Source organism: Maribacter sp. UH1 (assembly GCF_056839145.1).
In genome coordinates, this window is sequence record NZ_CM166387.1 from 4,643,620 (window position 1) to 4,665,453 (window position 21,834).

The 21,834-nt window shown below is 35.0% G+C and carries 23 protein-coding genes; 9 read left to right on the plus strand and 14 right to left on the minus strand.

Going from position 1 to position 21,834, the window contains the following annotated elements:
- Window positions 1-33: 33 nt before the first annotated feature.
- Window positions 34-1,671: a PorP/SprF family type IX secretion system membrane protein gene (locus UH1x_RS20275; protein WP_482623998.1), complete on the minus strand. Its 1,638-nt coding sequence runs from the start codon at window positions 1,669-1,671 to the stop codon at window positions 34-36.
- Between the two features lie 84 nt (window positions 1,672-1,755).
- Here UH1x_RS20275 and UH1x_RS20280 point away from each other — a divergent pair, with 84 nt between their 5' ends.
- Window positions 1,756-2,298: a SixA phosphatase family protein gene (locus UH1x_RS20280; protein ID WP_482624000.1), complete on the plus strand. Its 543-nt coding sequence runs from the start codon at window positions 1,756-1,758 to the stop codon at window positions 2,296-2,298.
- A gap of 69 nt (window positions 2,299-2,367) precedes the next feature.
- Complete coding sequence (gene smpB / locus UH1x_RS20285; RefSeq protein ID WP_348348682.1) at window positions 2,368-2,829, plus strand: SsrA-binding protein SmpB; 462 nt, start codon at window positions 2,368-2,370, stop codon at window positions 2,827-2,829.
- On the opposite strand, the gene UH1x_RS20290 is transcribed toward smpB, so the two are convergent.
- Window positions 2,826-3,467 carry a protein-L-isoaspartate(D-aspartate) O-methyltransferase gene (locus tag UH1x_RS20290; protein WP_405414368.1) on the minus strand — a complete coding sequence of 214 codons (642 nt, stop codon included), beginning with the start codon at window positions 3,465-3,467 and terminating at the stop codon, window positions 2,826-2,828. The genes smpB and UH1x_RS20290 overlap by 4 nt on opposite strands.
- 146 nt (window positions 3,468-3,613) lie before the next feature.
- Here UH1x_RS20290 and UH1x_RS20295 point away from each other — a divergent pair, with 146 nt between their 5' ends.
- From UH1x_RS20295 to UH1x_RS20325, 7 genes are read left to right on the plus strand one after another with little or no spacing between them, the layout of a single operon-like run.
- On the plus strand, window positions 3,614-4,588 hold the full coding sequence (locus tag UH1x_RS20295) for a Gfo/Idh/MocA family protein (protein WP_482626529.1): 975 nt from the start codon (window positions 3,614-3,616) through the stop codon (window positions 4,586-4,588).
- Window positions 4,585-5,475: a 3-hydroxybutyryl-CoA dehydrogenase gene (locus UH1x_RS20300; protein ID WP_482624003.1), complete on the plus strand. Its 891-nt coding sequence runs from the start codon at window positions 4,585-4,587 to the stop codon at window positions 5,473-5,475. The genes UH1x_RS20295 and UH1x_RS20300 overlap by 4 nt, the downstream gene beginning before the upstream one ends.
- Before the next feature lie 23 nt (window positions 5,476-5,498).
- Complete coding sequence (locus UH1x_RS20305; RefSeq protein ID WP_482624005.1) at window positions 5,499-6,152, plus strand: YggS family pyridoxal phosphate-dependent enzyme; 654 nt, start codon at window positions 5,499-5,501, stop codon at window positions 6,150-6,152.
- Between the two features lie 40 nt (window positions 6,153-6,192).
- Complete coding sequence (locus UH1x_RS20310; RefSeq protein WP_482624007.1) at window positions 6,193-7,560, plus strand: exonuclease domain-containing protein; 1,368 nt, start codon at window positions 6,193-6,195, stop codon at window positions 7,558-7,560.
- Window position 7,561: 1 nt separating this feature from the next.
- Window positions 7,562-8,422, plus strand: a complete 861-nt coding sequence (locus UH1x_RS20315; RefSeq protein WP_482624009.1) for an ion transporter — start codon at window positions 7,562-7,564, stop codon at window positions 8,420-8,422.
- Window positions 8,415-9,335, plus strand: a complete 921-nt coding sequence (gene miaA, locus UH1x_RS20320) for a tRNA (adenosine(37)-N6)-dimethylallyltransferase MiaA (RefSeq protein ID WP_482624011.1) — start codon at window positions 8,415-8,417, stop codon at window positions 9,333-9,335. The genes UH1x_RS20315 and miaA overlap by 8 nt, the downstream gene beginning before the upstream one ends.
- Window positions 9,328-9,816, plus strand: coding sequence for a gluconokinase (locus UH1x_RS20325; protein WP_482624017.1), 489 nt, complete (start codon window positions 9,328-9,330; stop codon window positions 9,814-9,816). Before miaA ends, UH1x_RS20325 begins: the two co-directional genes overlap by 8 nt.
- 52 nt (window positions 9,817-9,868) lie before the next feature.
- Here UH1x_RS20325 and UH1x_RS20330 read toward each other — a convergent pair whose 3' ends face one another.
- From UH1x_RS20330 to dapA, 12 genes are all read right to left on the minus strand, one after another.
- Entirely contained in the window at window positions 9,869-10,582 is a 714-nt protein-coding gene (locus tag UH1x_RS20330; protein ID WP_027067244.1) for a response regulator transcription factor, read from the minus strand.
- A 6-nt stretch (window positions 10,583-10,588) separates the two neighbouring features.
- Window positions 10,589-12,172 (minus strand): sensor histidine kinase, encoded by a 1,584-nt coding sequence (locus tag UH1x_RS20335; RefSeq protein ID WP_036154879.1) that lies wholly within the window; start codon window positions 12,170-12,172, stop codon window positions 10,589-10,591.
- 83 nt (window positions 12,173-12,255) lie between these two features.
- On the minus strand, window positions 12,256-12,840 hold the full coding sequence (gene coaE, locus UH1x_RS20340) for a dephospho-CoA kinase (protein WP_482624032.1): 585 nt from the start codon (window positions 12,838-12,840) through the stop codon (window positions 12,256-12,258).
- The gene (locus tag UH1x_RS20345; protein WP_482624034.1) at window positions 12,837-13,802 is read right to left on the minus strand and encodes a YbbR-like domain-containing protein; all 966 of its coding nucleotides are present in this window, start codon (window positions 13,800-13,802) and stop codon (window positions 12,837-12,839) included. The genes coaE and UH1x_RS20345 overlap by 4 nt, the downstream gene beginning before the upstream one ends.
- Entirely contained in the window at window positions 13,802-14,809 is a 1,008-nt protein-coding gene (locus UH1x_RS20350; RefSeq protein WP_482624036.1) for a glycosyltransferase family 2 protein, read from the minus strand. The genes UH1x_RS20345 and UH1x_RS20350 overlap by 1 nt, the downstream gene beginning before the upstream one ends.
- 55 nt (window positions 14,810-14,864) lie before the next feature.
- A complete protein-coding gene (locus UH1x_RS20355; protein WP_133672896.1) occupies window positions 14,865-15,671 on the minus strand; it encodes an enoyl-ACP reductase FabI in 807 nt (268 codons plus the stop codon).
- A gap of 161 nt (window positions 15,672-15,832) precedes the next feature.
- Window positions 15,833-17,500, minus strand: a complete 1,668-nt coding sequence (recN, locus tag UH1x_RS20360) for a DNA repair protein RecN (RefSeq protein ID WP_482624038.1) — start codon at window positions 17,498-17,500, stop codon at window positions 15,833-15,835.
- A gap of 55 nt (window positions 17,501-17,555) precedes the next feature.
- Window positions 17,556-18,449, minus strand: a complete 894-nt coding sequence (gene porD, locus UH1x_RS20365) for a type IX secretion system protein PorD (RefSeq protein ID WP_482624040.1) — start codon at window positions 18,447-18,449, stop codon at window positions 17,556-17,558.
- Window positions 18,442-19,647: a bifunctional phosphopantothenoylcysteine decarboxylase/phosphopantothenate--cysteine ligase CoaBC gene (gene coaBC, locus UH1x_RS20370; protein WP_482624042.1), complete on the minus strand. Its 1,206-nt coding sequence runs from the start codon at window positions 19,645-19,647 to the stop codon at window positions 18,442-18,444. Before coaBC ends, porD begins: the two co-directional genes overlap by 8 nt.
- A 5-nt stretch (window positions 19,648-19,652) precedes the next feature.
- The gene (locus UH1x_RS20375; RefSeq protein ID WP_036158283.1) at window positions 19,653-19,979 is read right to left on the minus strand and encodes a DNA-directed RNA polymerase subunit omega; all 327 of its coding nucleotides are present in this window, start codon (window positions 19,977-19,979) and stop codon (window positions 19,653-19,655) included.
- A 17-nt stretch (window positions 19,980-19,996) separates the two neighbouring features.
- Window positions 19,997-20,824, minus strand: coding sequence for an outer membrane protein assembly factor BamD (locus UH1x_RS20380; protein ID WP_482624044.1), 828 nt, complete (start codon window positions 20,822-20,824; stop codon window positions 19,997-19,999).
- Between the two features lie 119 nt (window positions 20,825-20,943).
- Complete coding sequence (dapA, locus tag UH1x_RS20385; RefSeq protein ID WP_482624046.1) at window positions 20,944-21,834, minus strand: 4-hydroxy-tetrahydrodipicolinate synthase; 891 nt, start codon at window positions 21,832-21,834, stop codon at window positions 20,944-20,946.

Genomic DNA, 21,834 nt, shown 5'->3' on the forward strand with positions numbered 1-21,834 from the left:
TTTCTACTAATAATATGATAACGGATAAGATTTCTACTCACCCGTTACCCTGAATATCCATATTTTATCAGTATATTTTCCTCCAAGTTTGGAATCTCTTGCTTCTCTTGCATCTTTTATGAAGTTGTATTTAGCCAGGTATACGTAATTATATTTATTCTTTTGTCTAAAGAACGATTTAGCATCAATCCCCTTCTTATGCATATCCGCTAAGAAAGCATCCAAGTACTTTTTAGTACCAAATACATTTGCTATCAGGTAATATCCAGGCTCTAAAGAACCCTCTTTAGTCACTTCTTCATATTTCTCGCCTGCTCTTACCTTTACAACTTCATTTCTCATTGCCAGGGCTTCACTTTGTGCAATTGAATCTTGTCTCTGCTTTTGGGCTAGTGCAACAGCGGCAGCCTCCTTCTTCATTACTGCTGCTATTGAATCTTGCTGCTTCTGCTGTTTTAAAGCATTAGCAGCTGCTATTGCTTGTTCTTTTCTTGCACTTTCTATAGAATCTCTTTTTCTTCTAATATCTCTCCTAGATTCCTTAACAACCAATTTAGAAGTATTCGTGGCATTTTGAATGGAATCTTTAATTCTATTACTTTCTATAAGAGCTAAACGCTCCTGCTTTTTTGATTCTCTTTTAAGAGCTAACTTTTCTGCCTTAGTTAGTTCATTAGACACTATAACGTTTTCTTCTTGCTTAATAAGCGCTTGCTCTTTTTGCTTTTTCTCCTCTGCAATTAATTGTTCTTCAAGTTTTTCTTCCGGAGTTTGTAGTGTTCCTAATTTATAAGATGTCACCAATTCAAACGATGGATCTTGACCTTTTAAATCTGAACTTGTGCCTACTTCTATTAAGGCACCAAAAGAGAAGCGTTTAAAGAAACGCCCTCCTACACCACCGGAAAATCCGTAGAAACTATTATAACCTGCTTGCGCCCAATATTTGTTTGTTGTCAATAATGCGGTCATTCCCACTTGATTGTCCAGTCCGGGAATAGTCTTATAGTACAGCATAGGTCTTAAAACAGAACTATCATCCGTACTCAATACACTAACAGGAACATCATAACTTACCAAAGCTTGAAACATTCTATCTTCAGGACTTGTATTTCGTTCATTGGAAGAGAAATTATAGTCAAATAAATTCTCAGATACTAAGCCAATGTTAAATCTATCAATACTTAAATTAACTCCTGGTGCCATTTGCAGAATAAAATCATTCTCTGCAGTAGTCTGTAACGGGTTAGGAATAAAAAAACGATCATCTGCCAATTTCTGTTGAAAAGCAAAAACGTTTAAACCAACTCCTAAAATAACACCTTCACTTAACTCTATTGTATGAGCGTAGTTAAGAGCCGCACCGGTATTTAAGAAGATTCCTGTATTATGCTGAAAAAAACCAACACCAGCAGCAGATACATCATTTAGTCTTGCTGTATAATTTAAGAATAATGAAGTTGGGTCTGCATCATAAGATTGCCATTGCCATCTAGCCCATAATGCTACTGAAGAGGGATTATTACGGTCTAAACTATAAGCAGGATTTATTAAACTACTGTTATATTCAGTAAGATTTTGCTGCCTAAAATCAGTAGGAAGTACGACTTCTTGAGCCTTTATACCTAGAACTACAAAACCAATAAGAAGTGCCCCACAAATTTTTTTCATATGCAAAAAAACAAAAAATAGACTATTTATAGTACTATTTTGAACTAATTTTAGTTATTAAATTAATACACCAAACAAAATTTCATGAAAGCATTAAAAATTGTTCTTTTAATTTTTCTGGCAATCAATCTTTCCTGCAAAGATGAGCCAGTTATTGATACATCGCAAGAAGAAACTTCAATTTCGACATTTTATCTTATAAGACATGCCGAAAAGAATAGAAACAATCCTGATGATTCTGACCCTGAACTCAACCAAAAAGGTTTGGGCAGGGCTATGCATTGGGCAGAAATTCTTGCCGACACGGAATTGAATGCCATTTATTCTACAGACTATAACAGAACCGCAATGACAGCAGCACCTACTTCTGTTAAGCAAAATATTGATGTGCAGTATTACAATCCTAGCACTATTGACATTGCTCAATTTAAAGCCGACAATTTAAATAGTAACGTTTTAATCGTTGGTCACAGTAACACTACCCCTGAATTTGTAAATAAATTAATTGACGAACAAAAGTATTATGACATTGATGATAGCGAAAACGGAACTTTGTTTATCGTTAAGATCATTAACGGCATATCTTCAGTAGAAAAATTAATTTTCAACTGTAACTGTCCAGATTAAAATAATATCGTTAGCAATAACTTTTAAAAGGCTAAGACATTCATTCAAATGTTCTTACTTTTGCCTGTGATGCAGAATACAATAAACATTAAGAACAAAAGAGCTCGTTTTGAATACGAGCTTTTAGATAAATATACGGCAGGTATCGTTTTAGCCGGTACCGAAATTAAAGCTATCAGAGAAGGTCGCGCGTCTATTTCAGAGAGTTTTTGTGAATTCAATGATAGAGATGAGCTATTTGTTATTAACATGCAGATAGACGAATACTCTCATGCATCTCATTTTAACCACAAACCAAAAGCCGCGCGTAAATTACTATTACAGAGAAGAGAACTTAAAAAACTCAGTAAAGAAGTAAATACCTCTGGTTTAACCATTGTACCCCTTCGTGTTTTTGTAAACGAAAGAGGCTTTGCTAAAATGCAAATTGCATTAGCGAAAGGAAAAAAACTTTACGACAAAAGAGAGTCTATAAAAGACCGCGACAATAAGAGAGATCTTGATCGTATAAAGAAGAATTTTAACGGCTAGTTTTTATTCTCTAACAATGGTACAAATCTAAATGAACCGTATTCTGTCTTAGAGAATTCCTTTTCTGTAGTTCTAACAAACAATGTCATTATCTGTTCTTCAAAACCTATTGGTATTACCAACCTACCTCCTACTTTTAATTGTGACAATAAAGCCTTAGGTACTGAAGGTGCGCCTGCGGTTACAACAATACGATCAAACGGAGCTTCTTTAGGCAATCCTTTATACCCATCTCCAAAGATCACCTGCTTAGGACGGTAACCCATTTTTTTGAAGAAAATATTAGTCTTTTTAAATAATTCCAGCTGTCTTTCAATAGTGTAGACTTTTACCTTTAATTTTAAAAGTACTGCTGTCTGATAACCACTACCAGTACCAATTTCCAAAACTTTTTGTCCTTGTTCAAGTTCTAATAATTCAGTTTGAAAAGCAACGGTATACGGGTGAGATATTGTTTGGTTCGCAGCAATAGGAAAAGCTTTGTTTTGATAGGCATGCCCCTCAAAACTACTATCTATAAATAAGTGTCTAGGTATTTCTCTAACAGCATCCAGAACACTTTTATCAGCTATTCCTTTGTCTATCAATACTTGCGCTAAATGGTTGCGCATTCCCCTGTGTTTTAAGGTATCTTTCAATGGTAGTCGGTTTGTCCTTCAAAGTTAATAAAGTTCTTTAAACGACGGAAGAACCAACGAAAACTTATATTTATTTTTTCTAAAATTGAAATCTTGCATAGGATAAAAGTACCTAACTATGCGTATTTTTGAGGAAAACGAAACAAATGTTAAAAGTTGGTGTTTTAGGAGCTGGGCATCTAGGTAAAATCCACCTTAGACTTCTTAATGAATCTAAAAAATATGAACTCGTTGGTTTTTACGATGCCGATAGTTCTAATGGAGAAAAGGTTAGTTCGGAATTTGGATATACTTATTTCAAAAGTCTTGATGATTTAATTGATGCCGTTGATGTCGTTGATATTGTAACTCCTACCCTTTCGCATTACGATTGTGCAAAAAAAGCCATTGAAAAAAGTAAGCATATTTTTATTGAAAAACCTATTACACATACCCTAGAAGAAGCTAATTCACTACTTGAACTAGAAGAGGAATATGGAGTAAAGGGACAAGTGGGACATGTGGAGCGTTTTAACCCTGCATTTACTTCTGTAAAGCACGCTATAAAAGACCCCATGTTTATTGAAGCCCATAGATTGGCTGAATTTAATCCACGAGGCACTGATGTGCCGGTTGTTCTAGATTTAATGATTCACGATATTGACGCTATTCTAAGTGTTGTAAATTCTGAAGTAGTACAGGTAAATGCTAGCGGAGTTTCGGTAATCAGTCAATCTCCAGATATTGCAAATGCCAGATTAGAGTTTGCTAACGGATGTGTAGCGAATTTAACGGCTAGTAGAATCTCTTTAAAGAACATGAGAAAATCTCGTTTCTTTCAAAAAGACGCTTATATCTCCGTAGATTTTCTTGAGAAGAAAGTGGAAGTCGTGAAAATGAAAGATGCCCCTAAAGAACCGGGAGATTTTGATATGATTCTACAAAACGCCGAAGGTATCAAAAAACAAATTTATTTTGAAAACCCATCTATTGAGACCAATAACGCTATTTTAGATGAGCTAGAATCTTTCGCAGACGCTATAAACAATAACACAACTCCTGTTGTAAGTTTAAAACAAGGTACACAAGCGCTAAAAGTTGCTCTACAAATTATTGCAGCATTTAATCCAAATAAAATATGAAAACAATTGCAGTTATAGGTGCAGGAACAATGGGCAACGGAATTGCCCATGTATTTGCCCAAAAAAAATTTCAAGTTCACCTAATTGATGTTTCTAGAGAAGCTTTAGATAAAGGTCTTGCCACCATAGCCAAGAATTTGGACAGAATGGTAGCTAAAGAAAAAATAACGATATCCGACAAAGAAAACACACTAGCAAATATCAAATCTTTTACAGAATTGAAAGCAGGGGTATCAAAGGTTGATCTTGCTATTGAAGCTGCCACAGAAAATGTAACCATCAAGTTGAATATTTTTAAAGAGCTTGATGATGCCTGTGATGCAAATACCATTTTAGCATCAAACACTTCTTCTATTTCCATAACTCAGATTGCTGCAGCTACCAATAGACCTGAAAAAGTTATTGGAATGCATTTTATGAATCCGGTTCCCATAATGAAATTAGTGGAGATTATTAGAGGCTATAGCACTTCTAACGAGACCACAACTTCAATTATGGAGCTTTCTAAAGAATTAGGAAAGATACCGACAGAAGTGAACGACTACCCTGGTTTTGTTGCGAACAGAATTTTAATGCCTATGATCAATGAAGCTATTGAAACATTGCATCATGGCGTTGCAGGTGTTGAAGAAATAGATACGGTAATGAAATTAGGTATGGCGCACCCTATGGGTCCGTTACAATTAGCGGATTTTATAGGATTAGATGTTTGTCTTTCTATTTTAAACGTGATGCATGACGGATTCAAAAACCCTAAATATGCACCATCCCCATTACTTGTAAATATGGTAATGGCAGGAAAAAAGGGAATAAAATCCGGTGAAGGATTTTACGATTATTCCGCAAACAGAAAAGCTGAAGTTGTATCAAATCAGTTCACTAAATAAAGCATTCTAGAATTGAAGTTTATATGTCTATAAAAGAAAACCTATTAGCCATTAAAGAAACCATTCCTGATAACGTAACCTTAGTTGCCGTATCCAAAACAAAACCTATGTCATTTATTCAGGAAGCTTATGATGAGGGACAACGTGTTTTTGGAGAGAACAGGGTTCAAGAAATGACAGAAAAGTGGGAGAACCTACCAAAAGATATTGAATGGCATATGATTGGTCATTTGCAGCGCAATAAAGTCAAATACATGGCTGAGTACGTTTCTTTGGTTCATGGGGTTGACAGCCCAAGATTATTGGCAGAAATTAATAAACAAGCAGAAAAACATAACCGTACCATCTCATGTTTGCTTCAGGTACATATTGCCGAAGAAGACACAAAATTTGGGTTTAATGAAGAAGAATTACTTGAATTGGTAGCCAACGAAGAATTTAAAGCTTACAAAAATGTAAAGATTGTAGGTCTAATGGGCATGGCAACCTTTACCGATAATGCCAATCAGGTTCGCAAGGAGTTCAGCGGTTTAAAATCACTTTATACAAAACTTAGTAATAACTATACCGATTTTACTACCCTCTCTATGGGTATGAGTGGTGATTATAAAATCGCAATTGAAGAAGGCAGTAACATGGTACGTATAGGAAGTAGTATCTTTGGGTCTAGAAATTAATATCTAAAACATTACTACCCCACAAATTATATTATAATACATGTACGCAATTTTAGATATTGAAACTACCGGAGGAAAATTTAATGAAGAGGGAATCACCGAAATTGCTATTCACAAATTTGATGGACAAAAAGTAGTTGACAAATTCATAAGTTTGGTAAATCCGGAAAGGGATATACAACCATTTGTGGTTAAACTAACAGGCATCAATAGTAAAATGCTTAGAACGGCTCCTAAATTTTATGAGGTCGCCAAACGTATTATTGAGATTACGGAAGATACCGTAATTGTAGCCCATAATGCCCAGTTCGATTATAGAATTCTAAGAACCGAATTTAGACGTTTAGGCTATAATTTTGAACGCAAAACCCTTTGTACCGTAGACCTATCTAAGCTTTTATTACCAGATGCGGAATCATACAGTTTAGGTAAATTGGTACGATCCCTTGGCATACCGGTAAGTGATAGACACCGCGCTAATGGCGATGCTTTGGCAACCATAAAATTGTTTAAACTGTTACTTGCCAAAGATTCTGAAAAAATAATCATTAAAGACACTATAAGAAAAGAAACCCAAGGTGAACTTTCTGAAAAACAATTGGATATTGTGCGAGACCTGCCGAACAAAACCGGAGTGTTTTATATGCATAATAAAGATGGAGACATTATTCACCTTAGTAAAACAAGCGATATAAAAAAGAGGGTCAATCAGATATTCACCAAGACCAATGATAAATCTAGAAAGCTAACCAAGGACACCAAAAAGGTTACTTTTGAACTTACGGGTAATGAACTTGTTGCTATTTTAAAGGAACATGAAGAACTTTTAAAACTGAGACCTAAATACAGTAGCATTCCTAAAAAAAGAATGTATAGCCACGCTATTTGCAAAAGCGTAAACGAAAATGGTTATTTTTCTTTAGACATTAAACCTTATAGAGAATGTAAAGAACCGTTAGGGCTTTTTAATGGTGTATTCAGTGCTAAGAATTATTTATATAAAATTACCAAGGAATTTGGTCTGTGCGAAAAAGTAAACGGTATCAGTGAAGCTCGAAACAATTGTTCCGCCTATGATGATGGTAATTGTAAAGGCGCTTGTATAGATAAAGAAGACGTTGAAGAATATAATAAACGAGTTATAGCTGCAACTACACAAAACAGCATTAAAGCAAATAAAGTTGTTGTGGTTGACAAGGGTAGAGAAATTGGGGAACAAAGTGCTATTTTGCTTAAAAATGGTTCTTTAGTAGGATTCGGATTCTATGATCTGAACTATCAAATAAATAATATTCATATCTTAGAAAGTATAATTACACCAATGAACGGTACTCGTGATGCTAATTATCTTATTGAATCTTATTTGAGAAAGAAGCGGGTACTTAAAATAATTGAAATAAACGATTAGTTTGAAGGAAGACGAAAAACTATCACCTTGGAAACATAAAATTCATGAAATAATTTATGAAGCAGATACCCCTATGGGTAAATTGTTCGATATTATTCTCTTCATAATTATCATTTTCAGTGTTATTCTTATCATGCTAGAAAGTGTAAAAGCTATTGACGCTGAATACCATGAAATTCTATTTGTACTTGAATGGATCGTTACCATTTTCTTTACCATTGAATACATAGCACGAATTATTTCTATAAGAAAACCTAGTGCCTATATATTTAGTTTTTACGGTATTATAGATTTCTTATCTACTATACCGTTATATATTTCCTATATTTTTGCTGGATCCCAAGTACTCTTAGCTGTTCGCGCATTTAGGTTATTACGTGTTTTTCGTATTTTAAAACTTGCTCGTTTTCTAGGTGAAGCTTCTCAATTAAAAAGAGCATTAAAAGCGAGTAGAGCAAAAATTACCGTATTTCTATTTGCCGTACTTATCGCATCTGTTATGATGGGTACCCTAATGTATTTAGTAGAGGGTGATGAAGCAGGGTTTACAAGCATACCTACAAGCATATACTGGACCATTGTTACACTAACTACTGTTGGTTATGGTGATATTGCTCCTATAACACCACAAGGGCAAGCAATTGCAACGATAATTATGCTATTAGGTTATGGTATCATTGCCGTACCAACAGGTATGGTTACTGCTGAATTCTCTAAACAAAATAGAGATGACACTTCTAATCTAAAAGAATCTGGGAGTTACGTTCATGTGAATACACAATGTTGCCCAACATGTAGCAAAGAAGGTCATAGAGATGATGCTACTCATTGTTATAACTGTGGATCTATTTTAAATGAATAAAATTCTTATATCGGTAGTTGGACCAACAGCCATCGGGAAAACCAAATTGGCTATAATTTTAGCTCAACACTACAATACAGAAATTATATCAGCCGATTCTAGACAGTTTTTCAAAGAAATGAATATTGGTACTGCTGTACCAAGTTTAGAAGAGCTATCTCAAGCAAAACACCATTTTATTCAACATAAGAGTATTACCGAACAATACACTGTGGGTGATTTTGAAAGAGAAGCCATTCAAAAACTATCCGACCTTTTTAAAGTTCATGATGTGGTAATTATGGTTGGTGGTAGTGGTTTGTATGTAAATGCTGTTACGGATGGACTAAACAACTTCCCTACTGTAGACCCATCGATTCGTGAAGATTTGAATACTGAATTGGCAGAAAAAGGTATTGAAGCTTTACAAAAAAAGTTAAAACAATTAGACCCTACATATTTTGAAAAGGTAGATATTAATAATCCCCAAAGAGTGATCAGGGCGTTGGAAGTTACCATTGGTAGCGGTACTCCCTATTCATCGTTCTTGAACAAACCAAAAGCAAAAAGAGCATTTAAAGTTCTTTCTGTTGGTCTTAAAGCTGAGCGACCTTTAATTTATGAACGTATAAATCAACGTGTAGACCTTATGGTTGAAGCCGGACTTTTAGAAGAAGCCAAAAGCTTAGTTAATTACAAGGACTATAATGCTTTGCAAACTGTGGGCTACAAAGAACTTTTTAATTATTTCGATGATGAATGGACCTTAGAGTTCGCTATATCTGAAATAAAGAAAAATACACGACGATTTGCTAAAAGACAACTCACTTGGTTTTTAAGAAACAAGGACACCAAATGGGTTGAGTATAATTATACACCTAAAAGTCTTTTACAAGAAATTGATAATGAAATTGTAAATTTAAAGCATGGTTAAAAAGCAAATCTTATTCTTAATGGGTGTTTCCGGTAGTGGCAAATCTACCATTGGTCAACTATTAGCAGAGAAATTACAATTTCCTTTTTTTGATGGTGATAGTTTTCATCCAGAAGCGAACGTGAAAAAAATGAGAGAAGGTCATCCATTAAACGATGATGATCGTCAGGGTTGGCTAGAGAAACTTAATGAGGTAGGTATTGAAAATTTAGAGACTGGCGCGGTTATAGTTTGCTCCTCCCTTAAGGAAAAATACAGAACTATACTTGGCAAAAATTTAGAGAACAAACATCAATTTGTTTTTTTAGATGGTAGTTTTGAACTCATAGAAGCCCGACTAAACAAACGAGAAAACCATTATATGCCAAAAGGCTTATTGCAATCTCAATTTGATGATCTTGAAACTCCAACAGATGCACTTACAGTTTCTATAGACCAAACTCCCAATGAAATTGTAAAGGATATTATTGAAATGTTATAAAAATAAAAAAGCATCCCAGTAGGATGCTTTTTTATAATAGTTCTTAGTAAGATTACTCACCTTCAGTCTTTACAACCAAGCGGAAACCTTCACCATGTATATTCAAAATTTCAACGGTATCATCAACCTTAAGATACTTACGTAGTTTAGCTATGTAAACATCCATACTACGAGATGTAAAGTAATTATCATCTCTCCATATCTTAGTCAGCGCAAGCTCTCTTGGCATTAAATCATTTTCATGTAAAGCCAACAAACGCAATAACTCATTCTCTTTTGGAGAAAGCTTGATTGATTCCTCATCTTTATATTTCAAGAATCTTAATTTAGAATTCAAGTGGAAACCACCAATTGTAAATTCAAATTTCTTGCTATCCGCCAATCCATTAGAAGCTTTTCTTTGAAGAATCGCTTTCAATTTCATAAGTAGAACTTCAGAATCAAAAGGCTTGTTCAAATAATCATCTGCACCAGCTTTATATCCTTTAAGAACATCTTCCTTCATTGTTTTTGCCGTCAAAAAAACAATTGGAACATTCTCATTCTTTTCACGAATTTCTTTCGCTAACGTGAAACCGTCCTTATAAGGCATCATCACATCTAAAATACAGATATCATAATTATCTTTTTTGAACTTCTCAAATCCTTCCATTCCATTCTTGGCCAAAGTGACATCAAAGTCATTCATTGACAAATAATCCTTCAATACAATCCCAAAATTTGGGTCATCCTCTACTAAAAGTATTTTCTTGTTTATTGTTTCCATATATTTTTATATTAACGGCAGTTTTATGTAAAATGTACTTCCTTTTCCTTTTTCACTTTCGGCATATACTTCGCCTTGGTGGTCTTCTACTATTTTTTTAACGTAAGACAATCCTAATCCATGTCCTTTAACGTTGTGTAAATCTCCTGTGTGCTCTCGATAGAATTTTTCAAATACTTTCTTGACCACAGCCTTACTCATACCAGCACCTTGATCTTGCACTTTTATTATAATATAATTTTTAGCTCTTTCTGTAAATACATCAATTTTTGGTGCTTCTTCAGAATACTTGATTGCATTATCCAACATATTTACAATAACATTGGTAAAATGCATTTCATTAGCTAACACTTCACATCGTTCAGCATCTAAATGTGTATGTATATATCCGCCTCTATCATCAACTATTAATTGAACGTGAGTAATAGCATCTTCTATAATGTCGTGAACGTTAACCCTATCCTTACTAATATCAAGCTGATTTTTTTCAAGTTTAGAGATTCTTAATACATTTTCTACTTGAGCATGCATTCTTTTATTCTCATCTCTAATCATCTGTAAATAGCGCAAAACCTTTTCTTGATCGGTAATTATCTTAGGATTTCTAATCGCTTCTACAGCAAGATTAATAGTCGCAATGGGAGTTTTAAACTCATGCGTCATATTATTAATGAAATCTGTCTTTATTTCAGATATCTGCTTTTGACGTATCAACTGATAAATTGCCCCTGCATAAGCTACCACTATGATAATGGTAAATAACAGTGAAAGAAGCGCCAGACCTAAAATAGACTGTACCAAGAATCGTTTTTTCTTTGGAAAGGAAACTAACAAATCGAAATTTGAGACTCCTTCAAAATCCACAAACATGGGAGATTTATAGATGTTTGATTCTGCATATTTAAATTTGGAAGATTTCACTTTGGTCGGTAGACCATTGCTATACACTCCATACTCAAAAGCAATATCAACACCTCTGTTCTCCAATTCTCGTTGCAGCAACAATTCAATTTCTTGCTTGGAAACACGCTTGTGAATAGGTACACGCTTTGCATGAACCATAAACATTTCTTCCATGGCGGCCTTTTCCATTTTGTTAAGACCCCCAATTTTTTCAATCCTTTGAATAGGATTAAAACGTGGCGTATTACTTTCTATATCAAAATCTGCCCTAAAAATAGAGGTAGTTCGTTTACTGGTAAAATTTTTAATGATAGTGGTATCCGCACCATCACTACTATCAAAGAACGTAGACGAAATACCATAATCTTCTTCTAATATACCGTGTTCATACAGTAATATCTCATTAGAATTGATATCCCTATCAATAAAGAAAAAATTAGTCAGCTGAGCACCTTTTAGCTCTCCTCCAATACTATCCTTTGCATGTAAATACCTATCAAAGTAGTTTTTAGATTCTCTTTCGGTAATTTTATTGGTGACGCTGTTCAATGCTTCTGAAACACTACTAGAGAATTGTTCTTCTCCACTATCTATGGATTTGCTAATCCAGAAACTTTGAACGAAAATCAGACCAATAAGTGAAAGGCTCATTAAAACCACTAAGAGCACAAATAACTTTTTGTTCATTGGGTGTTAAAATTAAAGATTTAACAGTTAGAGGGTAGTACGTTTAACCTAACCTTAACAAAAATGTTAAAATTGCTAAATTACTAACAGTCAGAGAGGATAGATGCGTGAACTTGTAGCACTTTTGACCTAGTTCTTTCTAAGTCAGTATTTTCAATTACATAATTGGCTAATTCTAATTTTGTTTCATCATCAAGTTGATTGTTTATACGTGCTTCAACCTGCTCTCTAGTAGTGTTATCCCTATCTAACACACGATTAATACGGACTTCTTTGGGAGCGGTTACCAATATGACATCATCATAGAGTTCTTGTGCCTTATTTTCAAACAACAAAGCTGTTTCTTGAACTACATAGTCTGCATCTTGATCATTTGACCAATCTATAAAATCTTGCCTCACCACAGGATGCACTATATTATTGAGTTTTGCCAATAACCCTGCATCATTAAAAACTTTACCAGCTATATATGATCTGTTTAACGCACCATCCTTAAAAGCCTCTTCCCCTAATAAAGCAACTAATTGGTCATGTATAACTTTGGAAGTATTCATTAAGAATTTTGCACGTTGATCCGAATCATAAACTGGAATACCTAATTCTTTAAACATAGTAGCAACCGTAGATTTTCCGCTACCTATTCCTCCTGTTAAACCTATTATCATCATTCTCTTCGAAGTATAAATTCAACTTCATTTGTGCTGATTACAGCATTGTTTAAACTTCTTGGATATTTTACCAATTTTACGGACAAGGTATTCTCGTTCTCTTTTGAGAGCGTAGCATAATCTGCCTCTACAGAAAAATCTCCTACTTCCAATTCCTTCAAATGCTTTAAAGTACCCTGACACCGGACTTCAACTATTTCTGGAAAAGTACGAACCTTTACATTTTCTGGTAAGTTGATTACCTGAACAGGAACTTCTATTACTTGTTCAGAAAATTTGACCACCTTACCAGAGAGTCTAACTTTTTTATTGGAAAAAGTTGTTCCTTTTAATTGTTCAGGTAATTGTAACGCTATTTCATTTGAGAATGAAGTATTTATATAATCAGACTTAAACAATGTCGTTCTAATTTGTTTTATAGTATCAATTTGACTCTTAGGACCTGAAATTTGAATTGAATCCGGCACTACTTCAATCTCCCCTTCCAGAATGTGGTTTGATGCAAAGGTCATATCTACCATTACTTTTACTGGTACCTTCTTGGTTTCTAAAGATGTAAAATCAAAATATATAGCATCACTATCAAAATCTGTTAGTATGCTATAATTATTAAGCTGAGATTCTAACTGAATCCTAATTTGATCTGATGTTAAATAGTAGGTTCCATCTTTATGCATCACCTTACTAACATCTAACTTTACTTGCTTGGGTTTTAATTCATATCCTAAAAATTGAAATCCAGCTGCTTGAAGACGTACTTCAATTTCATCTTTTGGAGTATTAGCCAATAAGAATTCGTCCGGAATATTTACATATTCCACTTGAAAAGTAGTGTTATTTGTATAGGTAAGCGATAACTTATTAATTAACCAAGCGAGTGAAGCACACAACAAGAACACAAGAAAAACTTTTACCTTTCTTTTCTTTAGTCCTGTTCTTATCCACTCTACTAAACGTTCCATCAATTCACTCTAAAAAATAATTTCGGAAAAATTTCCTCTGGCTTTTTATTTGAAGAATTAATATACAAGGTTGATTTTAAAAATCCGTATCCATATCCAAAAAATTGTATCGCTGTTGCCACCAGTGATAAAAATGCCACTTTTAAATTACGAGTTTTTAAAAGCGCATCTATAAACAAAACTAAAAAGTATGTTAAATATATAAACCACGGAATTTTGAAACCTACTAATGCCAATAATACCGAAACCACAAATCCTAAACTAAACACAGTTGGAAACCAATAGGTAATCTTCTTGGTCTCTGGATGCCACTTATTCAATATAGGCCGTACCATACCAAATTTATTCACCTGAATATAAAATTTGTTCCAGTCTATTCGCCTTTTATGATACACAAATGCTTCTGAAATCAATTTAGTTCTATACCCTTTATTCCAAATGCGTATGGTTAGATCTGGATCTTCACCGGGGTGAATATTTCCATAACCGCCTACTGTACTATAAGCTTCTTTAGAAATACCCATATTAAAACTTCTGGGCTGAAATTTATCTACTGCTTTCTTACCTCCACGAATTCCTCCTGTTGTCAAAAAAGAAGTCATAGCATAGTTAATTGCTTTTTGAACGGTAGAAAAAGATTCATGTGCCGCATCCGGACCGCCATAGCAATGCACATAATCTTCTTGCAAACTTTTCTCTGCAGCCACAAGGTACTGCGGTGGTAAAATACAATCAGAATCCAATACTATAAAGTAATTACCTTTTGCCCTAGCCATACCGTAATTTCTAGAATCTCCAGGACCAGAATTTGGCTTCTTATAATATGAAATAGCTAGATCATCTACATACTCACCTATGACTTCTTCTGATGAAATAGTAGAACCGTCTTCGACGATAACCACCTCAAAAGTTTTGTCATAGGTTTGTAAACGTAGACTATCCAACAATTCCTTAATTTCGTTGGGTCTATTGTATACGGGAATGATAAAAGAAAACGACAAGTCCATTTTTACGCTCCTTAAATGAATAGGCTCCAATGAAATTGGAATATTAAAATCTTGATTAAAACTTCTCTATAACTTCTTGACTAACTCCTGTATTAGAGAAACCGCCGTCATGAAACAAGTTCTGCATGGTTACCTTTCTGGTAAGATCAGAGAATAAGGTAATAGTATAATCAGCACAGTCTTGAGCTGAAGCATTACCTAACGGAGACATTTTTTCCGCATAGCTGATAAAGCCGTCAAAACCTTTTACTCCTTGTCCTGCAGTTGTTGCAGTAGGTGATTGAGAAATAGTGTTTACACGTACGTTTTTCTCTTTACCAAAGAAATAGCCAAAGCTACGGGCAACAGATTCTAAATACGCTTTGTTATCTGCCATATCGTTATAATCCGGAAATGTTCTTTGCGCGGCCATGTAAGTCAAAGCAACTACACTACCCCACTCGTTCATAGCATCCGCTTTATAAAGTGATTGTAATACCTTATGAAAAGAAAGCGCAGAAACATCCCATCCTTTAGCCGTAAAATCATATTTTTCATCTGTATAAGCACGACCTTTACGTACATTAACAGACATACCTATTGAATGTAATACGAAATCGATTTTTCCTCCTAAAATTTCAACTGCCTTTGCAACTAAATTATCCAAGTCTTCAACACTTGTAGCATCTGCAGGTATAATTTCCGATCCTGTTTCTTTTGCCAATTGGTCTATCTGACCCATTCTCATAGCAATTGGGGCGTTTGTCAAAACAAAAGTACCGCCTTCTGCGTGTACCGTTTGTGCTGTTTTCCACGCAATAGAATTTTCGTCTAATGCTCCAAAAATAATTCCCCTTTTACCTTTTAATAAGTTATATCCCATGATGGTTGATTCTATAGTTAGATTTAAAATTCAAAGATATCCAAAATATGTTAATAGAGAATTGAAGTACTACTTAAAAACCCTAAAACAACAGTCTTAATGTAGTCGCGTAAAATCTCAATCGGTACAAGACCAATCACATTTTTCAAAAATGTAATGTTTTATATACTTGAAGATGCACTTAAAAGTTCTTTTGCATGTGCCAATGCAGAATCAGAAAGATCTTTACCGCTTAGCATATGAGCCAACTCTACCACTCTTTCATCATTGGTCAATTGCTTTAAATTGGTCATCGTACGCTCTTTACCTTCGGTTTTAAAGACTTTGAAATGGTTGTTTCCTTTTGATGCTACTTGTGGTAAATGCGTAATAGAAAATACTTGTAGATCCGCACTCATATCTTTCATAATATCTGCCATGCGGTCAGATATTTCCCCTGACACACCAGTATCTATTTCATCGAACATAATAGTCGGTAACTTTTCATACTTGGCAAGTATGGATTTGATCACCAACATTATTCTAGACAATTCCCCACCAGATGCTACTTTCTTTAATTCGCCATAACTACCACCTCTATTGGCGGTAAATAAAAATGAAAGCTCATCTTTACCGGTAACTGCAAACGCCTCCGCAGCGCTTAATTTTATTTCGAACGATGCACTTGGCATACCTAACAGCCCCAAATCGGACTCCAATTTTTTCTTAAGTTGTGGAATTACCGAGTTTCTTTTTTCTCGTAACAGAACAGCCTTTGATTCCAAGACAGCTTCCATCTCTTCTATTTCCTTTGTTCTAGCTGCAATTTTATCATCTAAATTGGCAGTTTCAAAAACTTTATCAGCAAGGTCGTTCTTAATGCTAATCAACTCAGCTATATCGCTGACATTATGCTTTTTCTGTAAATTATACAGCAGCTGTAATTTATTATTCACCTGTTCTAGCTGATCAGGGTTCGCCTCCACCCCTTCTTGAAGACGCTGCAATTCTGAACTCACATCATCTAGTTCTATCATTACGGATTTTACACGCTCAAACAAATCTTTGTAGCTAGATCCAAAATCTATCAGTTTTGAAAGTGATTGGCGCATTTCTGTTACTAAAGGTAAAACCCCTATTTGCTCATCATTGAACAATTGGTCTCCTTTAGATAACTGCTCCATAATCAACTCCACATTGTTCAGCTGTTCATATTCTTCTTCCAGCTCTTCAATAACCCCTACTTTTAACGGTGTTTTTTCTAACTCTTCCAGCAAAAACGTGTTGTAATCTTGTTCTTTGTTCGCTGTGCTTTGAAGTTCAATAAGTTTCTCTAATTCCTTCTGCGCTTTACGATAAGTTTTTAAATCTTTTCTATATGCCGTTAATCTTTTTTGATTGTTTGCCAGCGCATCTACTAATTTTAACTGAAAGTCATTTTCAGTTAGTTGCATAGTCTGATGCTGAGAATGAATATCTATTAGGTTTTCACCCAATGTAGATAAGACCCCTAACGTAACCGGTGTATCGTTTACAAATGCCCTAGACTTACCACTTGGTAAAATCTCACGCCTAATGACCGTACTATCATCATAGTCCAAATCATTTTCTTCAAAGAAGCTCTGGAGTCCGTACGTGTCTATCTTAAAAGTACCCTCAATAATACATTTCTGATCTTTAACCCGTAAAGAACTTAAATCTGCACGTTTACCTAACACCAAAGAAAGTCCGCCAAGTAAAATAGATTTACCAGCGCCAGTTTCACCAGTAATAACCGTGAAACCTCTATTGAAGTCTACTTCTAGACGATCAATTAATGCGTAATTAGAAATGGAAAGGGTTGAAAGCACACGTTAGAATTTTAGATTCACAAAGGTAATCTATAATTCCGTTTTGTAAAATGGTTCAATATTTAATATCGTTCCAAGTTGTAGCGTATAAAGGAGCTATTTTATTTAAGGTTTCTTTCAGCTTTACGATATCAACTTTTGGTCCGTCAGAGAAAATATTCTTTATCTCTTCTGATTTTGCATCAAAAAAAGTTGAAATCAAAAAGGCATTGGGCCTTCTATTGATCATAGTCTGAAAAAGATTCATTGTACCTGCGATTACTTGCTTACCCGTGCTGTTGTTATCAGGCAATATATCTAACCCTTTTCTGTGGTAGTTATACATAGCAATACGGTACTCTCTATAGGTATTCGACAAAAGATTATCAATTAATTCAAATCTACTTCTGTTAGAATCGGCTGACTGGCTCCATCCCGCAGAGTTACTACCTTGTGCCTGTGTAACAATATTCTGTGCCTTTCTATAAAACTCAGTTCCGCCTTCTAAAGAAAACGTATCTGCATCCAACCCTAATATTACATATACATAATACGCCATGACACTAACCAAATTAGACTCGAACTGATTCTCATTGAAAATCATCGGCTGAAATTCTATATATTGAAAATTGAAAGCATTGTCCTTGTAATTAAAAACTGGTGTAGAATACGAAGTATTATAAACAGGTCTTGAAGACTGAATTTGAATATTACCACTAAAGCTATTTGATTCGTAAGAGGTGATAGTAATGAACATTTGCGCATTTACCCTTTCATTCTCTTTATACACTCTATTTGTCCATTTGGTCTTATTGACAAAATCATTCAGCGAACGCTCTAAAGTTTTAAAAACCTGCTGGTCTCCTTGAGTAAGCTGATCAGAATTGACCGTAACCGCACAAGTTAATTCTTGAGCATTTACAATTAATCCTATAAAAGTGAAAAGTAATAGAAATACTGCCTTACGCATATCGTCTTTTAATAATTTCATTGAAGATATCCACGGCAACTTCTGCCTTGGTCTTTAGTTCAAACGCAGTAATGTTAGAATTGGTATCTATAAATGAAATTTTATTGGTAACGCCGCCAAAACCAGCGCCTTTATCTCGCATAGAATTCAACACGATGGCATCTAGGTTTTTACGCTTTAGTTTACCTTTTGCATTTTCAATTTCGTTTTCAGTTTCTAGAGCGAAACCGACCAAGAACTGATGCTTTTTATGATCACCGAAGGTTTTTAAAATATCTTTATTCTTTATCAATTCAATAGTAAAGTTTTCTTCGGATTTTTTAATTTTCTGTTCTGCAATGGTTTTAGGTCTATAATCTGCAACCGCTGCTGCACAAATAACAATATCAGATGTCTCATAATGCATTTGAGCACTATGATACATATCCTCAGCGGATACCACATTGACTACGTGAATAAGATCATGAGTAACAGATAAGTTTGTTGGTCCGGTAACCAAATACACTTCGGCACCAAGGTTTGCAGCTGTTTTAGCGAGCTCAAACCCCATTAATCCAGAAGAATGATTTCCTATAAAACGTACAGGATCAATAGCTTCGTAGGTTGGACCTGCAGTAATCAACACTTTTTTACCTGACAATGGCAATCCTTCCGATAGTCGCTTCTTTATAAAGCTTATGATTTCTTCAGGCTCGGCCATTCTACCTTCTCCATGTAAACCACTGGCAAGTTCTCCACTTGCTGCAGGTATGACCATGTTACCAAATGAAGCAAGAGCATCTAAAGAACTTTTTGTGCTTGGATGCTTATACATATCCAAATCCATAGCCGGAGCAACAAAAACCGGACATTTAGCCGATAAATAGGTAGCCATTAAAATATTGTCGCAATTACCTGTTGCCATTTTAGACATGGTATTTGCCGTAGCTGGCGCAATCAACATCAAGTCTGCCCAAAGCCCCATTTCTACGTGATGATTCCAGTCGACAGTATTGTCTTCTGTCTTAACAAAATCAAGGACTACGGGATTTTTAGCCAAAGTAGCTAGGGTGAGCGGGGTAACAAAAGAGCTGGCGCTATCGGTAAGTATGACCTTAACGTTAGCGCCAGCTTTTATAAATAAACGAACTAAGAATGTTGTTTTATAAGCAGCAATTCCTCCGGTAATTCCTAAAAGAACATTTTTGCCGTTCAACATATTTCTTAAGCGTCTTTTTCTGTGTTTCTATGGTAGATTTTATCCATCAACCACTCTTCTACTGCCATTGCGTGTGGCTTAGGTAATTTTTCGTAAAACTTAGAAACTTCGATTTGCTCTTTGTTTTCAAAAACTTCTTCTAAGCTATCACTATAAGTAGCAAACTCTTCCAATTTCTCTAAAAGCTCTTTTTTAATTTCAGAATTGATCTGAACAGCACGTTTTGCAGCAATTGAAATAGCCTCGTAGATATTTTCAGTTGGCTCATCAAACTCATTACGGTTAATAGTTACCGTAGATACCGATGCCTTTGAGTTTTTTAAATCGTTCATATTCATAATTAAATTATTTATTTTGATTCAACGGTCTGCGCTTGCATACGTTGTAATTCTTTATCAATTTTTTCAATTAAATCCGTAGCTTCCTTATCGAATTTAGATTCTGGAAACTGCTTTTTCATTGCAGCATGTGCCGCCTTTGCATTTTTTAAACGCTCTTCCTTTAACTGCTCAAAGCTATTTACAGCCATATGTGTTAACGCTTCAACCTTTACAAACATTGCCTCTTCCCTAAACGGAGAACCAGGATTATCTGACACAAAGTTGTCACTAGCCGCTACTGCAGATTTAAGCATATCATAATTGAACTCGCCCAATTTGTTATACTGCTTTAATATCTCAAAAGCTTTTTCCTCTTTCTTTGTTGTAAGCTCTTGCGCCATAGCATTTGCTTCTGCATAATACTCAGATTCAGAATATGTATTAATGAAATTCTGTAATTTCAATAAAGCCTTATCCGTATCGGTCTGATCTAAAGAATAATCTGGAGATAACTCATAGAAACTTTTAGCCCCTAAAAAACTAGCTTCTACCATTTTGTCACTTTTAGGATATGATTTTACAAAACGCTCAAACTGGTAGCCTGCCATGTTGTAATCTCCACGCATAAAATAACTTTTAGATAAAAAGAACATAACACGCTCACCTTGAGGCTTACCTACATACTTGGGCGCAATTTGCTCAAGTAATCTGTTAGCCCTTCTATAGTCACCTTCTTCGTAGAAAGTTTCGGCCATATCGTATTTCGCTTTTACATCATCGTTCTTAAGTATTTTTTGGTACTCGCTACAAGATTGTAAAGCAATGGCAATCAATAGTAATGGAAAAACTCTCCTCATTTTAAAAAACATTTTGCAAAATTAGTGATTATCAATGGATTTAAAAAACATTTTAAACCAATAAAAGTACAGGCTTTACACCACAAGAATGTCCTACTAAGTGAAGATTTAACGAATATTTATGCTGGTATGCGTATCATAGATTCCATAAATGAAACAATTCTATGCTTTAAAGCATCACTTGCCTTAATTAATGGTAACCTTACAAAGGGTTTTGCCAAGCCTAAATATTCAAAAATAACTTTGATACCTGCTGGGTTTCCTTCTTCGAAAATCAACTTCATACCATCTTGCATTTTGTAGTGGTAGCTATAGGCTACTTCTGTATTACCATCTAATCCTTCATGAACCATTTTTGAAAATTCTTCTGGTAAACCTTGACCAATAACTGAAATTACCCCGTCACCACCGGCAACTATTGTTGGCAATGCCGAAATATCATCTCCAGAAAGTACTAAGAAACCTTCTGGTCTTTTTGATATGAGTTCCTGAACTTGAGTCATATCTCCGCAAGCTTCTTTAACCGCAACGATATTGTCAAATTTCTTTGCCAAGCGTACTACTGTCTCTGGTAACATATTACTACCGGTACGACCTGGTACATTATATAAAATAATAGGTAAGGGCGATGCTTGCGAAAGTGCTGCGAAATGTTGATAAATACCTTCTTGCGTAGGTCTGTTGTAATAGGGTGAGACAGATAAAATGGCATCATACGCAGATAAATCTGCAGATTTTAGCTCTTCTACCAATGCCATGGTATTATTACCACCTATACCTATAACTAAAGGCAAGACCCCTTGATTTGCTTCTTCTACGGTATGCATGACCAATTGCTTTTCTTCTTTTGATAAGGTTACCGATTCTGCCGTAGTACCTAAAACCACCAAGTAATCTATGTTGCCTTCGATATTAAAAGCTACAACTTTTCTAAGAGCCTCTACATCTACTGATCCATCTTCTTTAAAAGGCGTTATTAACGCTACTCCTGCTCCCCTTAAATCTTTCAT

Coding starts and splice junctions, on each gene's coding strand:
- smpB (WP_348348682.1), top strand. CDS start 2,368: ATGCAGAATACAATAAACATTAAGAACAAAAGAGCTCGTTTTGAATAC.
- UH1x_RS20325 (WP_482624017.1), top strand. CDS start 9,328: ATGGTTAAAAAGCAAATCTTATTCTTAATGGGTGTTTCCGGTAGTGGC.
- UH1x_RS20305 (WP_482624005.1), top strand. CDS start 5,499: ATGTCTATAAAAGAAAACCTATTAGCCATTAAAGAAACCATTCCTGAT.
- UH1x_RS20330 (WP_027067244.1), bottom strand. CDS start 10,582: ATGGAAACAATAAACAAGAAAATACTTTTAGTAGAGGATGACCCAAAT.
- UH1x_RS20280 (WP_482624000.1), top strand. CDS start 1,756: ATGAAAGCATTAAAAATTGTTCTTTTAATTTTTCTGGCAATCAATCTT.
- coaE (WP_482624032.1), bottom strand. CDS start 12,840: ATGATGATAATAGGTTTAACAGGAGGAATAGGTAGCGGAAAATCTACG.
- coaBC (WP_482624042.1), bottom strand. CDS start 19,647: ATGTTGAACGGCAAAAATGTTCTTTTAGGAATTACCGGAGGAATTGCT.
- dapA (WP_482624046.1), bottom strand. CDS start 21,834: ATGAAAGATTTAAGGGGAGCAGGAGTAGCGTTAATAACGCCTTTTAAA.
- UH1x_RS20275 (WP_482623998.1), bottom strand. CDS start 1,671: ATGAAAAAAATTTGTGGGGCACTTCTTATTGGTTTTGTAGTTCTAGGT.
- UH1x_RS20300 (WP_482624003.1), top strand. CDS start 4,585: ATGAAAACAATTGCAGTTATAGGTGCAGGAACAATGGGCAACGGAATT.
- UH1x_RS20380 (WP_482624044.1), bottom strand. CDS start 20,824: ATGAGGAGAGTTTTTCCATTACTATTGATTGCCATTGCTTTACAATCT.
- UH1x_RS20335 (WP_036154879.1), bottom strand. CDS start 12,172: ATGAACAAAAAGTTATTTGTGCTCTTAGTGGTTTTAATGAGCCTTTCA.
- UH1x_RS20295 (WP_482626529.1), top strand. CDS start 3,614: ATGTTAAAAGTTGGTGTTTTAGGAGCTGGGCATCTAGGTAAAATCCAC.
- UH1x_RS20310 (WP_482624007.1), top strand. CDS start 6,193: ATGTACGCAATTTTAGATATTGAAACTACCGGAGGAAAATTTAATGAA.
- porD (WP_482624040.1), bottom strand. CDS start 18,449: ATGCGTAAGGCAGTATTTCTATTACTTTTCACTTTTATAGGATTAATT.
- UH1x_RS20350 (WP_482624036.1), bottom strand. CDS start 14,809: ATGGACTTGTCGTTTTCTTTTATCATTCCCGTATACAATAGACCCAAC.
- UH1x_RS20375 (WP_036158283.1), bottom strand. CDS start 19,979: ATGAACGATTTAAAAAACTCAAAGGCATCGGTATCTACGGTAACTATT.
- UH1x_RS20345 (WP_482624034.1), bottom strand. CDS start 13,802: ATGGAACGTTTAGTAGAGTGGATAAGAACAGGACTAAAGAAAAGAAAG.
- miaA (WP_482624011.1), top strand. CDS start 8,415: ATGAATAAAATTCTTATATCGGTAGTTGGACCAACAGCCATCGGGAAA.
- UH1x_RS20355 (WP_133672896.1), bottom strand. CDS start 15,671: ATGGGATATAACTTATTAAAAGGTAAAAGGGGAATTATTTTTGGAGCA.